This is a genomic window from Halomonas sp. MS1 (genome assembly GCF_024182575.1).
Lineage (GTDB): Bacteria > Pseudomonadota > Gammaproteobacteria > Pseudomonadales > Halomonadaceae > Vreelandella.
Window position 1 is genome coordinate 1,444,436 of the sequence record NZ_CP098926.1, and the last position, 17,846, is coordinate 1,462,281.

18 protein-coding genes are annotated in these 17,846 nt (G+C 53.1%); 1 reads left to right on the plus strand and 17 read right to left on the minus strand.

What is annotated here, in order from left to right; all coding sequences use genetic code 11:
- Positions 1–24 precede the first annotated feature (24 nt).
- The 9 genes from dtd to NF683_RS06465 all read right to left on the minus strand — a co-directional run bounded on the left by dtd (position 25) and on the right by NF683_RS06465 (position 8,153).
- A complete protein-coding gene (dtd, locus tag NF683_RS06425; RefSeq protein WP_253921576.1) occupies positions 25–462 on the minus strand; it encodes a D-aminoacyl-tRNA deacylase in 438 nt (145 codons plus the stop codon).
- Positions 463–599: 137 nt separating this feature from the next.
- Positions 600–1,445 carry a universal stress protein gene (locus NF683_RS06430; RefSeq protein ID WP_253921577.1) on the minus strand — a complete coding sequence of 282 codons (846 nt, stop codon included), beginning with the start codon at positions 1,443–1,445 and terminating at the stop codon, positions 600–602.
- Between the two features lie 156 nt (positions 1,446–1,601).
- Positions 1,602–2,432: a bifunctional hydroxymethylpyrimidine kinase/phosphomethylpyrimidine kinase gene (thiD, locus tag NF683_RS06435; protein ID WP_193059349.1), complete on the minus strand. Its 831-nt coding sequence runs from the start codon at positions 2,430–2,432 to the stop codon at positions 1,602–1,604.
- Between the two features lie 156 nt (positions 2,433–2,588).
- Positions 2,589–3,698, minus strand: coding sequence for a TRAP transporter substrate-binding protein (locus NF683_RS06440; protein WP_089040251.1), 1,110 nt, complete (start codon positions 3,696–3,698; stop codon positions 2,589–2,591).
- Between the two features lie 185 nt (positions 3,699–3,883).
- A complete protein-coding gene (locus NF683_RS06445) occupies positions 3,884–5,287 on the minus strand; it encodes a TRAP transporter large permease (RefSeq protein WP_120386047.1) in 1,404 nt (467 codons plus the stop codon).
- Complete coding sequence (locus NF683_RS06450) at positions 5,287–5,847, minus strand: TRAP transporter small permease subunit (protein WP_253921578.1); 561 nt, start codon at positions 5,845–5,847, stop codon at positions 5,287–5,289. The genes NF683_RS06445 and NF683_RS06450 overlap by 1 nt, the downstream gene beginning before the upstream one ends.
- 101 nt (positions 5,848–5,948) lie before the next feature.
- Entirely contained in the window at positions 5,949–6,779 is an 831-nt protein-coding gene (locus NF683_RS06455) for an endonuclease/exonuclease/phosphatase family protein (protein ID WP_038479579.1), read from the minus strand.
- A gap of 2 nt (positions 6,780–6,781) precedes the next feature.
- Positions 6,782–7,414, minus strand: coding sequence for a thiol:disulfide interchange protein DsbA/DsbL (locus NF683_RS06460; RefSeq protein WP_038479582.1), 633 nt, complete (start codon positions 7,412–7,414; stop codon positions 6,782–6,784).
- A gap of 109 nt (positions 7,415–7,523) precedes the next feature.
- Complete coding sequence (locus tag NF683_RS06465) at positions 7,524–8,153, minus strand: c-type cytochrome (protein ID WP_089040247.1); 630 nt, start codon at positions 8,151–8,153, stop codon at positions 7,524–7,526.
- A 310-nt stretch (positions 8,154–8,463) separates the two neighbouring features.
- Between NF683_RS06465 and yihA the strand changes: the two genes are divergently transcribed.
- Positions 8,464–9,099 (plus strand): ribosome biogenesis GTP-binding protein YihA/YsxC, encoded by a 636-nt coding sequence (yihA, locus tag NF683_RS06470; protein WP_089040246.1) that lies wholly within the window; start codon positions 8,464–8,466, stop codon positions 9,097–9,099.
- A gap of 85 nt (positions 9,100–9,184) precedes the next feature.
- Here the strand turns inward: yihA and NF683_RS06475 are convergent, their stop codons facing one another.
- The 8 genes from NF683_RS06475 to NF683_RS06510 form a co-directional block, all read right to left on the minus strand.
- Entirely contained in the window at positions 9,185–9,922 is a 738-nt protein-coding gene (locus NF683_RS06475) for an HAD family hydrolase (RefSeq protein ID WP_253921579.1), read from the minus strand.
- A gap of 2 nt (positions 9,923–9,924) precedes the next feature.
- Positions 9,925–10,833: a tyrosine recombinase XerC gene (locus NF683_RS06480; RefSeq protein WP_253921580.1), complete on the minus strand. Its 909-nt coding sequence runs from the start codon at positions 10,831–10,833 to the stop codon at positions 9,925–9,927.
- Positions 10,826–11,536, minus strand: a complete 711-nt coding sequence (locus NF683_RS06485; RefSeq protein ID WP_038479597.1) for a DUF484 family protein — start codon at positions 11,534–11,536, stop codon at positions 10,826–10,828. The genes NF683_RS06480 and NF683_RS06485 overlap by 8 nt, the downstream gene beginning before the upstream one ends.
- A gap of 16 nt (positions 11,537–11,552) precedes the next feature.
- Positions 11,553–12,386 (minus strand): diaminopimelate epimerase, encoded by an 834-nt coding sequence (dapF, locus tag NF683_RS06490; RefSeq protein WP_089040243.1) that lies wholly within the window; start codon positions 12,384–12,386, stop codon positions 11,553–11,555.
- Positions 12,386–13,657, minus strand: coding sequence for a diaminopimelate decarboxylase (gene lysA, locus NF683_RS06495; protein WP_089040242.1), 1,272 nt, complete (start codon positions 13,655–13,657; stop codon positions 12,386–12,388). The genes dapF and lysA overlap by 1 nt, the downstream gene beginning before the upstream one ends.
- Complete coding sequence (lptM, locus tag NF683_RS06500; RefSeq protein ID WP_089040241.1) at positions 13,657–13,788, minus strand: LPS translocon maturation chaperone LptM; 132 nt, start codon at positions 13,786–13,788, stop codon at positions 13,657–13,659. The genes lysA and lptM overlap by 1 nt, the downstream gene beginning before the upstream one ends.
- The gene (argH, locus tag NF683_RS06505; RefSeq protein ID WP_095603412.1) at positions 13,785–15,188 is read right to left on the minus strand and encodes an argininosuccinate lyase; all 1,404 of its coding nucleotides are present in this window, start codon (positions 15,186–15,188) and stop codon (positions 13,785–13,787) included. The genes lptM and argH overlap by 4 nt, the downstream gene beginning before the upstream one ends.
- A 114-nt stretch (positions 15,189–15,302) precedes the next feature.
- Positions 15,303–17,753 carry a sensor domain-containing protein gene (locus NF683_RS06510; RefSeq protein ID WP_253921581.1) on the minus strand — a complete coding sequence of 817 codons (2,451 nt, stop codon included), beginning with the start codon at positions 17,751–17,753 and terminating at the stop codon, positions 15,303–15,305.
- Positions 17,754–17,846 lie beyond the last annotated feature (93 nt).

Genomic DNA, 17,846 nt, shown 5'->3' on the forward strand with positions numbered 1-17,846 from the left:
TTGAATCCAGTCGAATTAACTAGGTTAGCTTTCAAGCATAAACGTTACCGGCCCATCGTTAACTAACGCCACTTGCATATCAGCGCCAAATTGGCCGGTTGCAACGTTGGGCCAGGCAGCGGATGCCTGAGCCACCAAATAGTCAAACAGGCGCTCGCCTTCAGCAGGTGGTGCCGCGCTAGAGAAGCTGGGGCGCAAACCTTTGCGAGTATCAGCGGCCAGCGTAAACTGTGATACCAGCAGTAAGCCCCCGTTAGCCTGCTGAAGGTTATGATTCATTTTGCCTTCTTGGTCACTGAAAACGCGGTAGTGCAGCAGCTTATGCAGTAGTTTTTCAGCATCGGCCTCACTGTCGCCCTTTTCAACGCCCACTAAAGCCAAAAGACCATGGTCAATGGCCCCCACCATCTTACCTTCGACCGCCACGCTGGCGTTTTTTACCCGCTGAATCAGTGCTTTCACTCTTGCCCCTTACGATATCATCCCAACAAGGGGCAGTGTAATCGCTGGCATAGGCTTGAGACAAAGCCTTGTTTGGATTAGCTCTATCCCAGTAGCGAATCGCGAAAACCGCCTAAATAAAGGTTCCCATACAACAACTACCAGGAGCGGCACAGCATGAGGTCGCAGTGAGGTTCGCCTAACAGCATTTCAGTCACTTGGCTGGTGTGCTGGGGCTGGCCACGGCTACCAATAATCACCAAATCGGGAGTGTGTCGCTTCATGTAATCTTGAAGTACATCACAGGGCTGCCCTGGTTCGAGCACCAGCTCGATATCGGGGACACCGTCAAGGTCTCGCATCAAGCTCTCAATCTCGTTATCCAGCGTTCTGCGTAAACGTTCTACTTCGTGATCTCGCCACTGGGCAAAATTAGCCTGGGAGCCCAGCTCACGCTCACCAGGTAAGCTCCAAGCATGCAGTAGCGTCAACGTCGCTTCTGGAAAGCGAATGAGTGCTTCCCTGAGTGTTTGCCGAGCAGTCAGCGAAAAATCGATCGGCACCAGGATATGCTGCCAAGGCTGCGTCGGTAGATAAGAGGCGACCACCACCGGACAAGGCGCACTTCTCATCACGCGCATCACAGTGGTGCCCAAAAGAAGATCTTTCTGACCGCGCTTACGGTGCATACCCATAATAATTAACGAGGCATTACGTTCGTGGGCTTCTCGCACAATTTCAACATGCGGCTCCCCCACAACGGTTTGAATAAGCAGCGAAGGCGCTTCCAGCGCGTAATCTTCGCGCAGGTCGGTCAATGTGGCACTGATATCTTCGTTAACCGCGCTTTCAACGTCGTGAAGAACACGGTGGGGTAAGTGAGGGTCAAGGACGTGAAGAATGTCGAGCTGCGCCCCTTGGGCATAGGCCAGCCGAAGAGCGCGAGCAAACGCAGCGCGGTTATCCTGAGAAAGGTCCGTGGCAAACAGCAGCGTGCGAGACATGGCACAACTCCCTGGCCGATCAAGTCGGCACCGTCAGTAACACGTGAGATAGCCAAACAGGCAATGTTCAGCATGGTGTCCGTTGGCGCATACTGCAAGGTGTGACTTACTTTTTACACTGCTGCTCGGCACCTTTATGGCGCTAGGTCATTTACATCACCACCACGCATGAAAGTGGTGCACCGGCCCACGCCCATGACCGACACTTAGCCGCGTGCTCGCTTCTAATGCAGCATGTAGCCACAACTTGGCTTCACCAATCGCTTGCTTAGGTGCGTTTGGCGCCGCATCGGCGGGTAGTTTTGCTAGACACGCAGTGATCGCAGACGAGAGAGCACAGCCCGTGCCGTGCAGGTTGTCAGTGTCAATACGCGAAGCAGGAAGCCATGTGTGGCCGTCCGGGGTTGCCAGTAAGTCAGGACAGGTATCTCCGCGCAGGTGCCCACCTTTCAGCACCACATAAGGCGCGCCCAACTCAATTAGCGCTGGTAGCATCGCTTCCATGTCATCCAGCGAATTCGGTGACTCGGCATCTAACAGAACAGCAGCTTCAGGCAAATTGGGCGTAATTACGTCAGCCAACGGTACCAATATATCGCGCACGGCACGAATGCCTGCGTCATCGACCAGAATATCACCGCTTTTGGCCACCATTACCGGGTCCAGCACGATCCAGCGGGGGCGGTTTTGCCGCAATACGTCAGCGATTACTTCGGCAACCTCCCGGCTGGCGACCATGCCAATTTTAACGGCGTCTAACGCCACATCATTTATCAGGTTTTCTAACTGCTCGCGAATAGCGTGAGGCGAAACCGGATACACGGAAGCCACACCACAGGTATTTTGAGCGATGACAGCAGTGATGACATTGGTGCCGTAGACACCCAGCGCCGAAAAAGTTTTCAGATCACCCTGCAAGCCAGCACCACCAGAGGGGTCAGATCCTGCGATTGTCAGTACATTGCGAAGGCGGGAATCGTTGGACATGGTGTTCCTTAATTAACGGTTCAGTCGTGTTCTAAAATACCCAAATACAACGCCAAACAGGGCTTCTTAACCAAAACAATGGCCGCCTAAGAGGCAGCCATTGCGTGTTCAACGAGAGTAGTATGCTAATAGTATAGCTACATCGCTATTGAGCCGTTACTGCGTTGTGTCACCTTCTGGATTACGTGCGTTGTAGTATGCCTGCTCAGAAATCGCATGATAGTTTCCGACCTTATCCTGGAAGGTACGGTACGACTCATAAATCCGTGTGCCCAGCTCGCTTGATTCAGCCAATTCAGCAATAACGTCTTCTGAATGCTCACGGGCCTGAGCCAACACGTCATCAGGAATACGGCGCAGTTCAACCTCATGCTCGTTGACCAACGTCTCCAACGCATCGTTATTACGCGCGGTGTATTCATCAAGCACGTTTGCATTAATATCGCGCACTGCGGTCGTCAAAATAGCCTGTAAATCAGCGGGCAATTCGGCTAAGGCTTCTTCGTTGACGATGGTTTCAAACATCACTGTCGGCTCGTGCCAGCCAGGATAGTAGTAATAATCGGCAGCCTGATGCAGACCGAACGCTAAATCATTATAGGGGCCAATCCATTCCGTCGCATCAATGGCACCTGACTGAAGTGATGTGAAGATTTCGCCACCCGGCATGTTCACAATGGCGACGCCCATACGGCTCATCACTTCACCACCTAAGCCTGGCATACGCATTTTCAGGCCATCAAGGTCCTCAATCGAATTGATTTCCTTGTTATACCAGCCACCCATTTGCACGCCAGAAGCACCCGCCACCATGACATCCACACCAAAAGGCTCGTAAACTTCGTTCCACAACTCCATGCCACCGCCAAAATGCAGCCAGGCATTCATTTCCTGTGCGTTCATGCCAAACGGCACGGCAGCGAAGAACTGTGCTTCAGGGGCTTTGCCCTTCCAGTAATAAGAAGCAGAGTGGCCAAGCTCAGCAGTGCCGTCAGACACAGCATCAAAGACCTCAAACCCAGGTACCAACTGGCCAGCGCCAAACACTTCAATGGTCAGGCGACCATCGGACATCTCGTCCACCAGTTGCGCGAGCCGCTCAGGACCCTGCCCCACACCTGGGAAGTTCTTCGGCCAGGAAGTGACCATTTTCCAGCGGAAATTTTCTTGTGCCTGAGCTTGATTATCAAAACTTGAAACCACCAGCAAACTAGTGGATAGAGCGGTTGTCATCGCAATGGCGACAGGTAAAGCATTGGCTTTCATACATTAACCCTCTTGCTTCTATTATTACTGTTATAGGTAGGAGAAGGCCGCCTAGCCCAATTGGCTAGGCGGTTTGTTACAAGCCGTTAGTTTATGCAGCTTGGCTGCTTTTGATTAAGGTTGCCACTTAGTTGCGTTGATAGTCACGATAGCTTTCAACTCGCCACTAATCAAAAAGACGTAGCCTAAAATTGAGTAGGTAGCCATGTGGCCAACTGCGGGAAAAACGTTAGCATCAGCAACATGCCAAGCTGCATCAGGATAAACGGGATAACCCCACGGTAAATTGCCGAGGTCGGTACCGAGGGTGGCGCTACGCCGCGCAGATAAAACAGCGCAAAGCCAAACGGCGGGGTTAAGAATGACGTTTGCAGGTTAATAGCGATCATGATGCCCAGCCAAATTGGGTCAAGCCCCATGGCCAGCAGAATCGGCCCAACGATGGGCACCACCACAAACGTGATTTCGATAAAGTCGAGAATAAAGCCAAGTAGGAAGATGACCAGCATTACGATAATAGTCGCCCCCACCACTCCACCAGGCATACCTTCGAACAAGTCGGTGACCATATGCTCGCCGCCGTAGGCCCGGAAGACCAACGAAAACAGCGCCGCACCAATCAAAATCATAAACACCATGGTCGTCACATGGGTAGTTGAACGCAGCACGTCTTTCAGCGTTGCCCAATCCAGTTGACGATAAGCAATGGCCAGCACCAGGGCACCAAAGGCACCGACAGCCGACGCTTCGGTAGGCGTTGCAAAGCCGCTTAAAATCGAGCCAAGCACTGCCACAATGAGCACCACGGGCGGTACTAAGCCTTTCAACAACAGCATCCCAAGGCCGGAAGTATGCCCAAGCTCCGCCATGAGCTCTTCACGGTCTGCGGCAGGCGCCATTTGCGGGCGCAACCACGCGACCAGGGCCACGTAAATCATGTACATAACGACCAGGAGTAACCCCGGCACCAGCGCGCCCATAAACAGATCACCTACAGAGACCGTTTTAGGACTGAAAATACCCATCGAGAGCTGTGCCTGCTGGTAAGCGGACGACAGCACATCGCCAAGCAGTACCAATGCAATGGAGGGCGGGATGATTTGGCCAAGCGTGCCGGTCGCACAAATGGTGCCGGTCGCCAGCGAGGTGCTATAGCCGCGCTTTAGCATGGTAGGTAGCGACATAAGCCCCATGGTAACCACGGTGGCCCCCACAATGCCGGTAGATGCTGCCATCAACATACCTACCAATGTCACTGAAATACCTAATCCGCCACGCATGGCACCAAACAGCAGCGCCATTGCATCAAGCAGTGTTTCTGCGACTTTGGACTTCTCCAATAAAACGCCCATTAAGACAAATAATGGCACTGCCAATAACGTTTGATTGGTCATAATGCCGTAAAGCCGGTTGGGCAACGCGGCGAGATAACCACTATCGAAATTGGCGTCTACGCCGATGGTCTCAAGGCCTAGGCCCATCCCTGCAAACAGTAGCGCGGTACCTGCTAATGAAAGCGCTACAGGAAAGCCAAACATCAGCACGATGCAAATGGTGGCAAATAAAACAAGCGGCATAAATTCCAGCATCAAACGCGCTCCTCAAGGCGGTTGTCATCACCAACAGATGGGGGTATCCGGCCAGTAAATACATAGCCATTGCGCACTACCTCAATGACACCTTGCAGTATCATTAGCATGGCAAAGAGCGGTATTAACGTTTTCAGTGCAAAGACGGCTGGAATGCCACCATAATCGGAGGAGGTTTCCATAATACGCCAGGAGTTAGCGACGTAGCCCAAGCTGGAAGCGATGACAAAAACCATCACAGGCATCAACAGCGTGATAATACCCACGATGTTAACCAGCGCTTGGCGACGGGGCGTCATTCCACGATAGAAGATATCGACACGCACATGGCCATCGTGGCGAAAGGTATAGGCCGCAGCGAGCATAAAGACACTGGCGTGCATGTACATCACCAGCTCTTGCATAAAAATACTGTTAACGCTGAAAATATAACGAAGCAGTACAATCGCGAACTGAATCAACATCATAATGATGATCAGCCACGCAAGGCTACGTCCGAACCACTCCGAAGCGCGGTCCAGCGCAGCGATAAACGCAGGTAGTTGTGTTGTATCTGACATGGAAGTGTCTCGCGTAAAACGACTAAGGGGGTCAGCGCCCCAGACAATAGCGCATATACGCAGACAATGCAGCGCCCATAAACCGCCTAGCAAGCTTATTATTAAACGCTTTGGCGAATCGCCGCTAGGCAGGCGGGAGGTAACGGTAAATCGACAGCAATCGGTAAATGGTCAGAAAACAGATGGTCCAGTACATGGACATCTGCGACTTCAAGTGTCTGGGAAAGCAGGATGTGATCCAGGGCGCGTCGAGGCTGCCAGGATGGATAGCTAAGCAGCGGCTTAACCGGGTGAAGTGGCAACGAAGTACTAAAACGTTCATGAGCATGAAGCTGGTCAGGCGTGCAGTTTAAATCACCCATGACTACCACATGGCGCAGCGGCTCGATAATATTGCTTAAATAATTTAGCTGACGCACACGCCCGCGCTGGCTCAGCGCCAAGTGGGCGACAAAGATATGCAGTGCATCTGGTCCCTCACCATAGCGTGCGTGAATTGCACCACGCCCTGGCAACATTCCTGGCAGACGATGCTCTTCGATGTGGCTAGGCACGATACGTGACAATAGCCCATTACTGTGCTGAGCAAACTGCCCTAAATTACGATTTAGCTGCTGAAAGTAGTGGGGAAAGCGTGCTTTAGCGGCAAGGTATTCAACTTGGTTTACGCGACCGGAACGAAAACTACCGCCATCAACCTCTTGCAGGCCCACCACATCAAATGGCTCTAGCACATTACCCATTTGCGCCAAGCGTTCCAGACGTTGAGGGTGAGGCAAAACATGCTGCCAACTACGCGTGAGGTAGTGGTGATACGCCGACGTTTGAATACCTACCTGCAAATTAAATGTCAGTAAGCGGATATGGCCACGTTCAACCAAAGACAACGCAGACGAGCCTACTTGCCCACCTGCGTGACCATGCTTTAACACCGTTATTGTGCACGCTCGTTACGCACGCGCTCGACAAGCGCATCCGCAATTTGCGGCATATTTTCCAAGCTACCTGCCGTGCTTGGCGACACAACGTAGCGGCCATCAACAATAAGCGCCGGCACACCCATTAAGCGCATTTCACGCATGCGGCTGTTGGCTTTATTGACTTCGCTACGAACGCCAAATGCCTTCAACGCCTGCTTAGCTTCTTCTTCACTGACACCGTAATTAGAGAAAAACTCGGCGATTTCATCCTCATCTGTCAGTGAGCGACCATCTTCATGAATGGCCTCAAAGAAATCAGCGTGCAGTTCATCTTCGATACCCAGAGATTCTGCTGCATAAAACGCCGTCGCATGGGTGTTCCAGGCACCACCCATGGTAGCCGGCATATGGACAATGCTAACGTCGTCTTCAAGCGTTTCGTACCACTCATTTACGGGTGTTTGCAGCCGATAGCAGTGCGGGCAGCCAAACCAAAACGCTTCGGTCACTTCAATTTGCCCCTCGTCGACCTGTGTCTCCACTGGCGACTCAAGCAGTGTGTAGTGCTGACCCTCGACCAACTCCTGAGCACTTACTGCCGCAGATAAACCTAAGCCAGCAATCGCGACCATTAACGTTTTCAACATAGCGAAAATTCTCCAAGAATGAGCGAGGCTATGACTGCAGGACATGCATAGAGGTTCCCCATCTCTTTAATTACCAGTGAGATAGGGCACCTTTATTTATCATCAGCGACTAGTTCAAGCCTAATAGATAATTCGCTACAGCTTCCATGTCGTTATCACTCATTTTAGAAGCAATATCGCCCATAATGTTATTCGGGCTGTTAGCACGCTCACCGGAAGCAAAGTCTTGCAATGTAGACACCATATACTCTGTGTGCTGACCTGAAAGCGCTGGATATACCGCGCTGCCAATACCAGCCCCCGTAGGTGTATGACAAGCACTGCAAGCAGGAATACCTTTGGACATATCACCCGCCCGGTACAGCTCTTCACCGCGCGCTAAAAACTCTGAGTCTTCATCGTTGGTTTGGCCAAGATTTGCGTTTTGGCCAGCAAAGTGAGCCGCAACATCCCAAGCATCTTGATCAGAGAATGCATCGACTTGACCAGCCATGGTGGGAACCAAGCGGTTGCCGTCGCGAATATCCATGATTTGCTTGGCCAGATAGGACATCTGCTGCCCTGCCAGATTAGGGAAAGTACCCACTGCGCTGATACCTTGCTGACCATGACAGGCCGCACAGGTTTGAGCCAGTTCACGACCTGCCGCCGCATCCGCGTCAGCTTGGTGGTCGGTTTGAGCGTGTACGGTGCCAACGGCACCCATGGTAATTGCCAGGCTTGCCAGTAACTTTCTCATTGCTATTCCACTATGCCGTTTGATTATTGACTGGTACGCATCCCGGGCGCTGCCCAGGTTCAGCACTTTACCAGGGTCAGCTCCGCCAAAACGAACAACATGCCGTGTTGGTCGCTGCTGGCTAGAGCGCGATGGTACACTAGCGCCCCAGGTCGCAGTTATAAACCGCTTGCATTATAACGAATCACCCTAGCGGCGGGAATGCAAGTCCAGGTCTGCTTTTGGGGTAATTCGTCGCGGTACCGTCATTTACTCACGTTAACGTGGTGAAACGGGCCGTCTTATACGTCTGTTTTTCAGGATTAACACCATGTCTACTGCCAATGATCACCCAGTCGTTCGACTGAACTACCCCACAGCGCGTTTTATGATCAGCGCGCCAACGCTTGCTCTGTGTCCAGACGATACCGGCGCAGAAGTCGCGTTTGCTGGGCGCTCAAATGCGGGTAAATCAAGCGCGATTAACGCACTTACTCAACAAAATGCCCTTGCCCGCACCTCGCGTACGCCAGGCCGCACCCAGTTGATCAACTTTTTCAGCGTCATGAACGACGAATCGCGTCGCTTAGTCGACTTGCCAGGCTACGGCTACGCCAAAGTGCCTGAAGCGGTAAAACTAGAGTGGCAGCAGCACCTGTCTGACTATCTTCGTGGCCGCTTCAGCCTACGTGGCCTTGTACTGCTAATGGACGTGCGCCACCCGCTAACCGAGTTCGACCAAATGATGCTCAACTATGCAGATGAGCGCGAAATGCCTGTGCACATTCTGCTTACTAAGTCCGATAAATTAAAAAAAGGCCCTGCTAGTGCCGCGCTGCAAAAAGTCCGCTCTCGTCTTAAAGAGTGGGAAGACTTAGTCTCCGTTCAGCTCTTCTCATCGCTCAAGCGCGACGGTGTAGATACGCTTTCTCAAAAGCTCGACCAGTGGCTGCATACTTCTGAGTAAACCAAGGATCGCCGAACAAGCCAAGCTTTCCCGATTAAACGGAATCTTGCCAAACAAACTCAGTCTTCTTAAACAAGCCGCTTTTTCACGAGCGTCGCTCCAACCACTCGATCAACTCGGGCAATTCTTTCACGTGGGCAATGCGGTGGGTGCGTGCTGGCAAGGCTTGGTCGCCTTGCGCGGCGATCCATACGGCGTGCATGCCCAGTTGCTGTGCAGGTAATATGTCCTCTTGCCAGGAATCACCTACATGCATGGCGCGGTGTGGCACAACATTCAGACGCTCCAGGGCGGTGAGAAACGGCCTAGGATCTGGTTTTGGCGCCAGTAATTCGCCTGCAGCAATAGCCACTGGAAAGTACGCCGCTAACGGCTGGCGTTTAAGGTGAATATTGCCATTGGTAATAGCGGCTAGCTGGTAACGTTCGCTCAACGCAGATAATAGCCCCGCGGCTTCGGGGTGCGGCGTTACTTGTACCCGCAGACGATGAAACTCATTCATAGCAGCGGCAGCCCATAGCAACGCACTACTGCGTGCTAAGCCTTGGGCTTCCAGCTGTGCTTCTAACGCCCGCAAACGCAGCCAGGTAAAATCACCGCGCCGTTCTGGCACCCGCTTGGCCCACTCTTGGCGGCGCTCCAGGTAATCAGCCAGCCCCTGCTGGTAACTTAGCGCTAATGGCGCTTCGTGGCGTGCTTTGCGCCACGTTGCCAGCGCTTCAATTAGCCAACGATAGTGGCCCTCTTCCGTTTTTAACATCACGCCTTGGTTGTCCCATAGCGTATCGTCAAGATCAAACGTAATCGCTTGCAGAGAAGCCATGGTTAACTCCGTGTCGTGCGGCGTTTTGCGCGAGGATGAGCGGCATCATAGCTTTCGGCCAAGTGCTGCCAATCCAGGCGGGTGTAGACTTGTGTCGTCGATAAATTAGCGTGGCCCAGCAATTCCTGCACCGCGCGCAGATCTTGGCTGGACTCCAACAAATGACTTGCAAACGAGTGACGCAGGCGATGGGGATGGAGGTGTTCAGGCAAACCACGCACAATAGAAAGTTGCGCCAAACGCTTTTGAATACCGCGGTGTCCCAGCCGCTGCCCACGCTGACCGACAAATAACGCCATTTCGCCGGTTGCAGCTAGCTCAGGCCGACACGACAGCCACGCCTTAATTGCTTGATCCGCTCGCTGACCAACGGGCACTTGCCGGGGCTTACTGCCTTTACCCATCACCCGCACATGCTGAGCATTTAAGTGCCCCAAATCCAGCGCAGCAAGCTCCGCTAAGCGTAGGCCGCTGGAGTAAAACAACTCGAGCATGGCTTGGTCACGTATTGCCAGCGGTGTGCCGTCGTGCGGCGTGTCTAAAAAGCGTGAGAGCGCATCCACATCAAGCGGTCTGGGCAAGTGGCTTGGCTGCTTTGGCGTGCGCAGTAACCCCACAGGATTGTCGGCAAGCACGTGATGCTGCACAAGATAGTCAGCAAAACGTGATAGTGCAGCGCGGCGGCGGGCTAAACTTCTCGGCGCCAGGCCGCGACTGCGCTCCGCCCCCAAAAAGGCGCGTAGAAATGTAGTGTCTAACGTCGCTGCCTCGGTGACGCCGCGTTGCTCAGAAAAACGCTGCAGGGCGGTTAAATCCTGACGATACGCAGCCACTGTGGCAGGGCTTGCGTGGGTCGCAAGCTTACGTAAATACGCCTCGACCTGCGTCGTTAATGAGCTTGGGCTATCCATGGTGTTCTAGGCGCAGCAGTAGCCGTGCCACGATATCGCTCAGGTACTCTGTAAACAGCGTATCCATACTGGCGCGGTAACAGTCGGGATCAGGACTTGCGAGCAGCAAATACCCCAGTTGCTCGCCCGCCGAAAGACGCGAAATGGCGCAGGAACCCGCCCGCCGGGGTGCTTTAGTATGCGGCAACAGACATTTCCAGTCGCTAACGCTGAGCTTGGCACAACGACTAGTGCGCCCATCTAGCAGCGCAGCCAAACGGGCGCTGGCATGCTGGTCCAATACGTGGCGTGGCGGTTGAGGCGGCGTCGGCTCATTGTCACTCAATGAGGATGGGCACCATAGCGCCATTGCCGGCGTTTGAAAGTGCTCGCTTAACTGAACAGCGAGCGCTTGGGCCAAGGCATCACGATCTTCTGCTCCCACCAGACTGAGTAGCGTCTCACGCAGTCGACGGTATTGGGCTTCATTATGCCGTGCTGTTTCTAGCAGGTGCTCAAGCCGTCCCTCTGCTGTTTCAGCGCGCTGACGTAAATCGATTACCAAGCGCTCTAGCAGCGATACCGCCCCATCAATGTGGGGGTGCGGTACCTTAAGTTGCTGCAGCAAGCCTTCACGACCAACAAAAAAATCGGGATGACGGGCCAGCCAAAACGCCACTTGATCAGGGTCGAGCGTTTTGCGCGGCTCGGGGGCTTGAGACATCGCCGTTCTCCTCGAATTAGTTGAGTGTGACACGACCGTCAAAGACGCGTGTAGCAGGGCCCACCATCACCAACGGCGCTTCGGGATCGGGCCACTCAATGCTTAACTGACCACCCGGCAAATGAACGGTGACCGGGCTTTTCAATAACCCCTGGCGAATACCACTAGCCACAGCAGCGCAGGCGCCGGTGCCACAAGCAAGCGTCTCGCCGCTGCCACGCTCATACACTCGCAGGCGAATTTCGCTGGGCGACACAACCTGCATAAACCCCACATTCACCCGCTTAGGAAAGCGAGGGTGGGACTCAAGCAACGGACCAAGATGCTCAACCGGTGCACTATCAACACTTTCCACCTGCAGCACAGCATGGGGATTGCCCATCGAGACAACTCCCAGCTCCAGCGTATCACCGTCGACCTCGACAGTGTGTAAGGGTTGATCCCCCGGTGCTTCAAACGGCAACGTGGCGGGATTAAAGCGCGGTCTCCCCATATCAACGCGCACCATACCGTCGTGCTGAACATTAAGTACCAGTGACCCACCGGCAGTTTCCACATGAATTTCATGCTTATGTGTCAGGCGCTGATCGCGAACAAAACGTGCAAAGCAGCGCGCGCCATTGCCGCAATTTTCAACTTCGCTGCCATCCGCATTAAAAATACGGTAGCGAAAGTCCATCTCTGGATCACGGGGCGGCTCAACCACCAATAATTGGTCGAAGCCAATGCCAAAGCGCCGGTCTGCTAGCTGGCGAATCTGCTCATCACGCAGACGCGCTCGCTGAGTCACCAGATCCACCACCATAAAATCATTACCCAGACCATGCATTTTGGTGAAGTGCAACAGCATCAGCGCTCCCCTTCCGGCAGCAGAGCTTCACCGGCCCACAGGCTTTCCAGGCTTTCCCGAGCGCGGACCACATGATAGCTACTGCCATCGACCATCACTTCCGGAGGGCGTGGACGGCTATTGTAATTTGACGCCATCACAAAGCCGTAAGCACCCGCTGATCGAACGGCCAGTAAATCGCCCTCAGCAATTGCCAAATCGCGCTCTTTACCGAGGAAATCGCCGGTTTCACAGACAGGACCGACCACATCATAGACCGCACGCTCACGCTGCTGGCGGGTATCCACCGGCACAATCGCCTGCCATGCCTGGTACAGCGCAGGGCGGATCAGGTCATTCATGGCGGCATCAACAATCGCGAAATTTTTGGTTTCGCCGGGCTTTAAGAACTCTACGCGGGTCAGCATTAAACCTGCGTTAGCGGCAATAGAGCGACCCGGCTCAAATAGCAAAGTAAGCGCTTCACCGCCCTCCCAGCGAGAAAGGCGTGCCAGCAATTGACTCGCATAATCAAACGGCTGAGGTGGCTTTTCATCACGATAAGGCACACCTAGCCCACCACCTAAATCCAAATGGTCAATCTCGATGCCGCGCTCACGCAACCGCTCCATCAACATTAACAGCCGCTCAAGAGCATCTAAAAAGGGTGCCGTTTCAGTGAGCTGAGAGCCAATATGGCAGTCTAGCCCGGTGACACGCAAGTTAGGTAAGCTGTCAGCCAGCGTGTAAACATCCAGCGCTTCGTCGACTGGAATACCGAACTTATTGTCTTTCAGCCCAGTGGAAATATAGGGATGGGTACCAGCATCCACATCGGGGTTTACCCGCAGCGATACCGGTGCCACCTTGCCCAGTTCCGCCGCAACAGCATTTAATCGCTCAAGCTCGGGGCGTGATTCAACATTGAAGCACTTAATGCCAACGTCTAGCGCACGGGCCATTTCATGAGGCTGCTTGGCAACGCCTGAAAACACGACTTTTTTCGGATCACCACCCGCTTTCAGCACGCGTTCAAGCTCACCAATCGAAACAATATCAAACCCAGCGCCCAAGCGAGCAAGCAAACCCAACACGGCCAAATTAGAGTTAGCCTTCACCGCATAACAAATTAAATGGGGATGACCACCCAGGGCTTCGGTATAAGCACGAAAATGGCGTTCTAACGTCGCTTTCGAATAAACATAACAGGGCGTGCCCAGTTCAGCGGCGACCTGGGTAAGCGGGACGTCTTCGGCATAAAGCACGCCATCGCGGTAGTTAAAGTGATCCATTACCCCTCCTGCTCGGCAGCCGAACCATGGGTGTCTTCATCAGGTAAATAGAGCGGCCCTTTCTGGCCGCAGCCCACTAATAGCAGCGCGATCATCAGCACCGCACTCAAGGTGGTAACACAGCGTTTCATGCATCACCTTTAAGCGCAGCTAACGCCTCGCGGGCACGGCTGGCAGCGGCGCGCACCTGGTCAGGCGCGGTGCCACCGATATGGTTACGGGCGGCCACAGAGCCTTCTAATGTAAGCACCTCGAACACATCCTGCTCAATCGTGGCAGAGAACTGCTGCAATTCTTCAAGGGTCATTTCAGACAGATCTTTCTTAGTCTTCAAACCGTAAGCCACCGATTGACCGACAATTTCATGGGCATCGCGGAAGGCGACGCCCTTGCGAACCAAGTAATCAGCAAGGTCCGTGGCGGTTGAGAATCCACGTCGTGCGGCTTCATACATGCTGTCTTTTTTCGGCTCGATAGCAGGCACCATGTCAGCAAAGGCTTTTAAGCAGTCGCGCACGGTATCAACAGCATCAAACAGCGGCTCTTTGTCTTCCTGGTTGTCCTTGTTGTAGGCCAGGGGCTGAGACTTCATCAGCGTTAACAGCGCCATTAAATGACCATACACACGGCCCGTTTTACCGCGAACCAGTTCGGGAACATCAGGGTTTTTCTTCTGCGGCATAATCGAAGAGCCGGTGCAGAAGCGGTCAGGCAGGTCGATAAAATCAAATTGAGCGCTGGTCCATAGCACCAGCTCTTCACTCATCCGCGATAGATGCATTAGCAGAATGCTGGCAAAGCTGGTGAATTCGATAGCGAAGTCACGATCAGAGACGGCGTCCAGCGAGTTTTCTGCCGGGCGATCAAAGCCGAGTAATTCAGCAGTGACATGGCGGTCGATGGGGTACGTGGTACCCGCTAGCGCCGCGGCGCCAAGAGGCATCACGTTCACCCGCTTGCGGCAGTCCAGTAAGCGCTCGTGGTCACGGGTTAGCATCTCTTGCCATGCCAATAGATGGTGGCCAAAGGTCACCGGCTGTGCCGTTTGCAAATGAGTGAAGCCGGGCATAATGGTATCGGCTTCACGGTCAGCAAGCTCAATCATGCCTTCGCGCAGACGCACCAGCTCCGCTTCGATCACATCGATCTCATCACGCATGAACAAGCGAATATCGGTCGCTACTTGGTCGTTACGTGAGCGGCCGGTGTGCAATTTTTTGCCGGTAATACCAATTTTGTCGGTCAACCGCGCTTCGATATTCATGTGTACATCTTCAAGCGGAATCGACCAGTTAAACTCGCCTCGCTCGATTTCACCCTGAATCTCGGTGAGACCATTGATAATGGTGTCACGCTCTTCATCGGTCAGGACACCGACTCGCGCTAGCATGGTGGCGTGGGCAATCGAGCCCTGAATATCCTGGCGCGCCAGGCGTTGGTCGAAAGTCACAGACGCGGTGAAGCGTGCGACAAAAGCATCGGTGGGCTCGCTAAAGCGACCGCCCCAAGACTGGTTCGTAGCTTGGCTCATCGGAGGCATATCCTGCTGACAAAACTGAAGGAGTCGTTAAAAACTAAAGTCATCGTTATCAGAAAGTGTACCAGAGTCGCCGCACTCAGCGGCATGCCGTTTTATAGTCGTTTTTCATGTCGGCGAGGGCTCAGCGTCACTAAACGGATAAGGAGATTCGTGTAATAAGCTACGTATGGCTGAAAATGGCATCGGACGAGCAAAGTAGAAGCCCTGAAAATGCGTGCTATGGCGTGCGCTGAGATATGCATACTGCTCTGCCGTCTCTACGCCTTCGATTAATACCTCAAGACCCAGCTTGGCCGCCATGGTTACCACGCCATCGACAATCGCAGCATCCCGAGTGTCGTTGACCACGTCGCGCACAAATGATCGATCAATTTTAAGCTTGTTAATCGGCAAGTGTTTGAGATAGCTAAGACTTGAAAAGCCGGTTCCGAAATCATCCAGCGCAATATGCACACCCAGCGAACGCAGATCCTGCAATGTTTGTATGACATGCTCCGTACTGTCCATTAGCACGCCTTCGGTAAGCTCTAGCTCTAATAATTCGGGTGCCAAGCCTGTCTGCTCAAGCACCCGTTCAATAGATAACAAAAATCCCGCGCGCTGAAACTGCATGGGCGAAATATTCACCGCCATGGTAATAGGCACATTTGCGCTCGCGTTCAATCTGACAGCATCACGACACGCCCTCTCCAACACCCACTCACTGATCGGCATAATCTGTCCGGTATCTTCTGCCAAACTAATAAACTGACCAGGAGCAATGTTGCCACGCTCAGGGTGATACCAGCGAATCAGCGCCTCTACGCCAGAAACTCGACCAGTGGAGCCATGTATTTGCGGTTGGTAATGCAGCTCAAATTGCGACTGTTCTATGGCTTGTTGCAACGCATGACGTAAATTAACCCGTTCGGAAACTTTACGATTTAGCTCATCGGTATACCACTGATAGGTATTACGCCCTTGCCGCTTGGCTTTATACATCGCCAGATCCGCCTGCTGTATAAGCTGGCGCGGCTCGCTAATCGTTCCATCATCAGTGGCAATTCCTATGCTGGCAGTCATACGCAGCTCGCTGCCTCGATACCAGTAGGGCGCAGAGAGACGAGCGAGCAGCCGCTCAACGACCTGCATGACATCTTTTTCATGGGCTAAATCAGGCAATAGAACGATAAACTCGTCTCCCCCAAAACGCGCCACGGTATCCCAAGGGCGCAGCTCTTCTTCAAGGCGCTTGGCGACCTCAATTAACATATAGTCGCCTACCTCGTGACCAAGCGTGTCATTAATCGGTTTAAAGTCATCTAAATCGACAAATAGCGCGGCTATATAGCGGTGATACCGCTTAGCCAGCTGGCAGCCTTGTGCCAGTCGCTGGTCGAGTAACAATCGATTAGGCAAGCCTGTTAATGCATCGTGGCAAGCGTTATGTCGAAGCTGCGCTTGGTATTCGCGCTGGGCAGTAATGTCATTCTGTACACCAATGAAGTGCGTTACAGCGCCCGCAGTATCGCGCACAGGGGAAACATACAGATCATTCCAAAATGGCACTCCGTTACGACGGTAATTGCGCATCACGACATGAACGTCTTGCTGCGCTCGAATCCCTCTGCGCAGTTGATCCAGCGTGGTGGGATCCGTCTCTTCGCCCTGCAAAAAGCGGCAGTTTTGCCCTATCACCGTACCCCGGGAGTAGCCGGTAATTCGCTCAAAAGCCATGTTCACATAAACTATTGGCAAATCATGCCGCTGAGCATCAACAATGATGACACCATTGATACTCGATTCAACGCTCCTCTCTAGCAGTGTAAGCTGCCGTTCTGTCGCTTTGCGCTCAGTGATATCTTGGGTTGAGCCCTGAACCTGAACAACGTGCCCCTGTTCGTCTCGTACGGCTTTTCCAATCACTCTTACCCATCGCCTTACTTCTTGTCGAGTGATGATCTCTAGCTCTTCATCAAAGCTGATACCGTGCTCGCAACAGGCTTCAAAAACCTCACGGATACGCTGCCGGAAGCTCGGCGCATAGAAGTCAATTGCCTCCTCAACAGTGGGTTGAAACCCGGGCGAAACGCCATGCAGGCGACACACCTCGTTCGACCAAATAGGCAGCCTTTCGGACATATCAACATACCAGCCACCAATCAGCGCTGTCTCGCCAACTATTTGGAAGAGCCTCTGATTACGGATGAGCTGTTTCTCGATGGCTTTTCGTCGCGAAATATCACGGGCGACTACGTAAATGACCCCTTCCCCCACCACGGCGGTAACTTCTAGCCACACCATTTGTCCCTCAGCCGTCAGCGCTCGAACATCAAACGGAGGTACTCTCTTTTGGGACTGGAGACGCGCCAATGCTTCCTCGACAACTGGGATATCGCGACGGTCCACTACCTTGCTGCATGGCTTGCCTATCCATGCGCTAGCGGAATAGCCCAGCAAGGTTTCAAACATAGGGTTGACGTTAAGTAAAATGCCTGCGAAATCAATACTAAAGAATAAGTCTTGTGATAATAAAAAAAACTGGTCTAACTTGCCTTGAGATTTAGCAAGGGGCATGGCATTACCTAAATATGTGGTTTGCCTGACAACACTGGCCTTAAATTCAGCCGGTTATTTTTACTGTGTGGCTGGGTGCTTTATGATGAGACT

What these genes read in the sequence shown, in the direction of transcription:
- NF683_RS06480 (WP_253921580.1), bottom strand. Translation starts at nt 10,833, where the DNA reads ATGGATAGCCCAAGCTCATTAACGACGCAGGTCGAGGCGTATTTACGT.
- NF683_RS06440 (WP_089040251.1), bottom strand. Translation starts at nt 3,698, where the DNA reads ATGAAAGCCAATGCTTTACCTGTCGCCATTGCGATGACAACCGCTCTA.
- dapF (WP_089040243.1), bottom strand. Translation starts at nt 12,386, where the DNA reads ATGCTGTTGCACTTCACCAAAATGCATGGTCTGGGTAATGATTTTATG.
- NF683_RS06465 (WP_089040247.1), bottom strand. Translation starts at nt 8,153, where the DNA reads ATGAGAAAGTTACTGGCAAGCCTGGCAATTACCATGGGTGCCGTTGGC.
- lysA (WP_089040242.1), bottom strand. Translation starts at nt 13,657, where the DNA reads ATGGATCACTTTAACTACCGCGATGGCGTGCTTTATGCCGAAGACGTC.
- NF683_RS06475 (WP_253921579.1), bottom strand. Translation starts at nt 9,922, where the DNA reads ATGGCTTCTCTGCAAGCGATTACGTTTGATCTTGACGATACGCTATGG.
- NF683_RS06450 (WP_253921578.1), bottom strand. Translation starts at nt 5,847, where the DNA reads ATGTCAGATACAACACAACTACCTGCGTTTATCGCTGCGCTGGACCGC.
- lptM (WP_089040241.1), bottom strand. Translation starts at nt 13,788, where the DNA reads ATGAAACGCTGTGTTACCACCTTGAGTGCGGTGCTGATGATCGCGCTG.
- thiD (WP_193059349.1), bottom strand. Translation starts at nt 2,432, where the DNA reads ATGTCCAACGATTCCCGCCTTCGCAATGTACTGACAATCGCAGGATCT.
- argH (WP_095603412.1), bottom strand. Translation starts at nt 15,188, where the DNA reads ATGAGCCAAGCTACGAACCAGTCTTGGGGCGGTCGCTTTAGCGAGCCC.
- NF683_RS06445 (WP_120386047.1), bottom strand. Translation starts at nt 5,287, where the DNA reads ATGCTGGAATTTATGCCGCTTGTTTTATTTGCCACCATTTGCATCGTG.
- NF683_RS06430 (WP_253921577.1), bottom strand. Translation starts at nt 1,445, where the DNA reads ATGTCTCGCACGCTGCTGTTTGCCACGGACCTTTCTCAGGATAACCGC.
- NF683_RS06510 (WP_253921581.1), bottom strand. Translation starts at nt 17,753, where the DNA reads ATGCCCCTTGCTAAATCTCAAGGCAAGTTAGACCAGTTTTTTTTATTA.
- yihA (WP_089040246.1), top strand. Translation starts at nt 8,464, where the DNA reads ATGTCTACTGCCAATGATCACCCAGTCGTTCGACTGAACTACCCCACA.
- NF683_RS06460 (WP_038479582.1), bottom strand. Translation starts at nt 7,414, where the DNA reads ATGTTGAAAACGTTAATGGTCGCGATTGCTGGCTTAGGTTTATCTGCG.
- NF683_RS06485 (WP_038479597.1), bottom strand. Translation starts at nt 11,536, where the DNA reads ATGTCTCAAGCCCCCGAGCCGCGCAAAACGCTCGACCCTGATCAAGTG.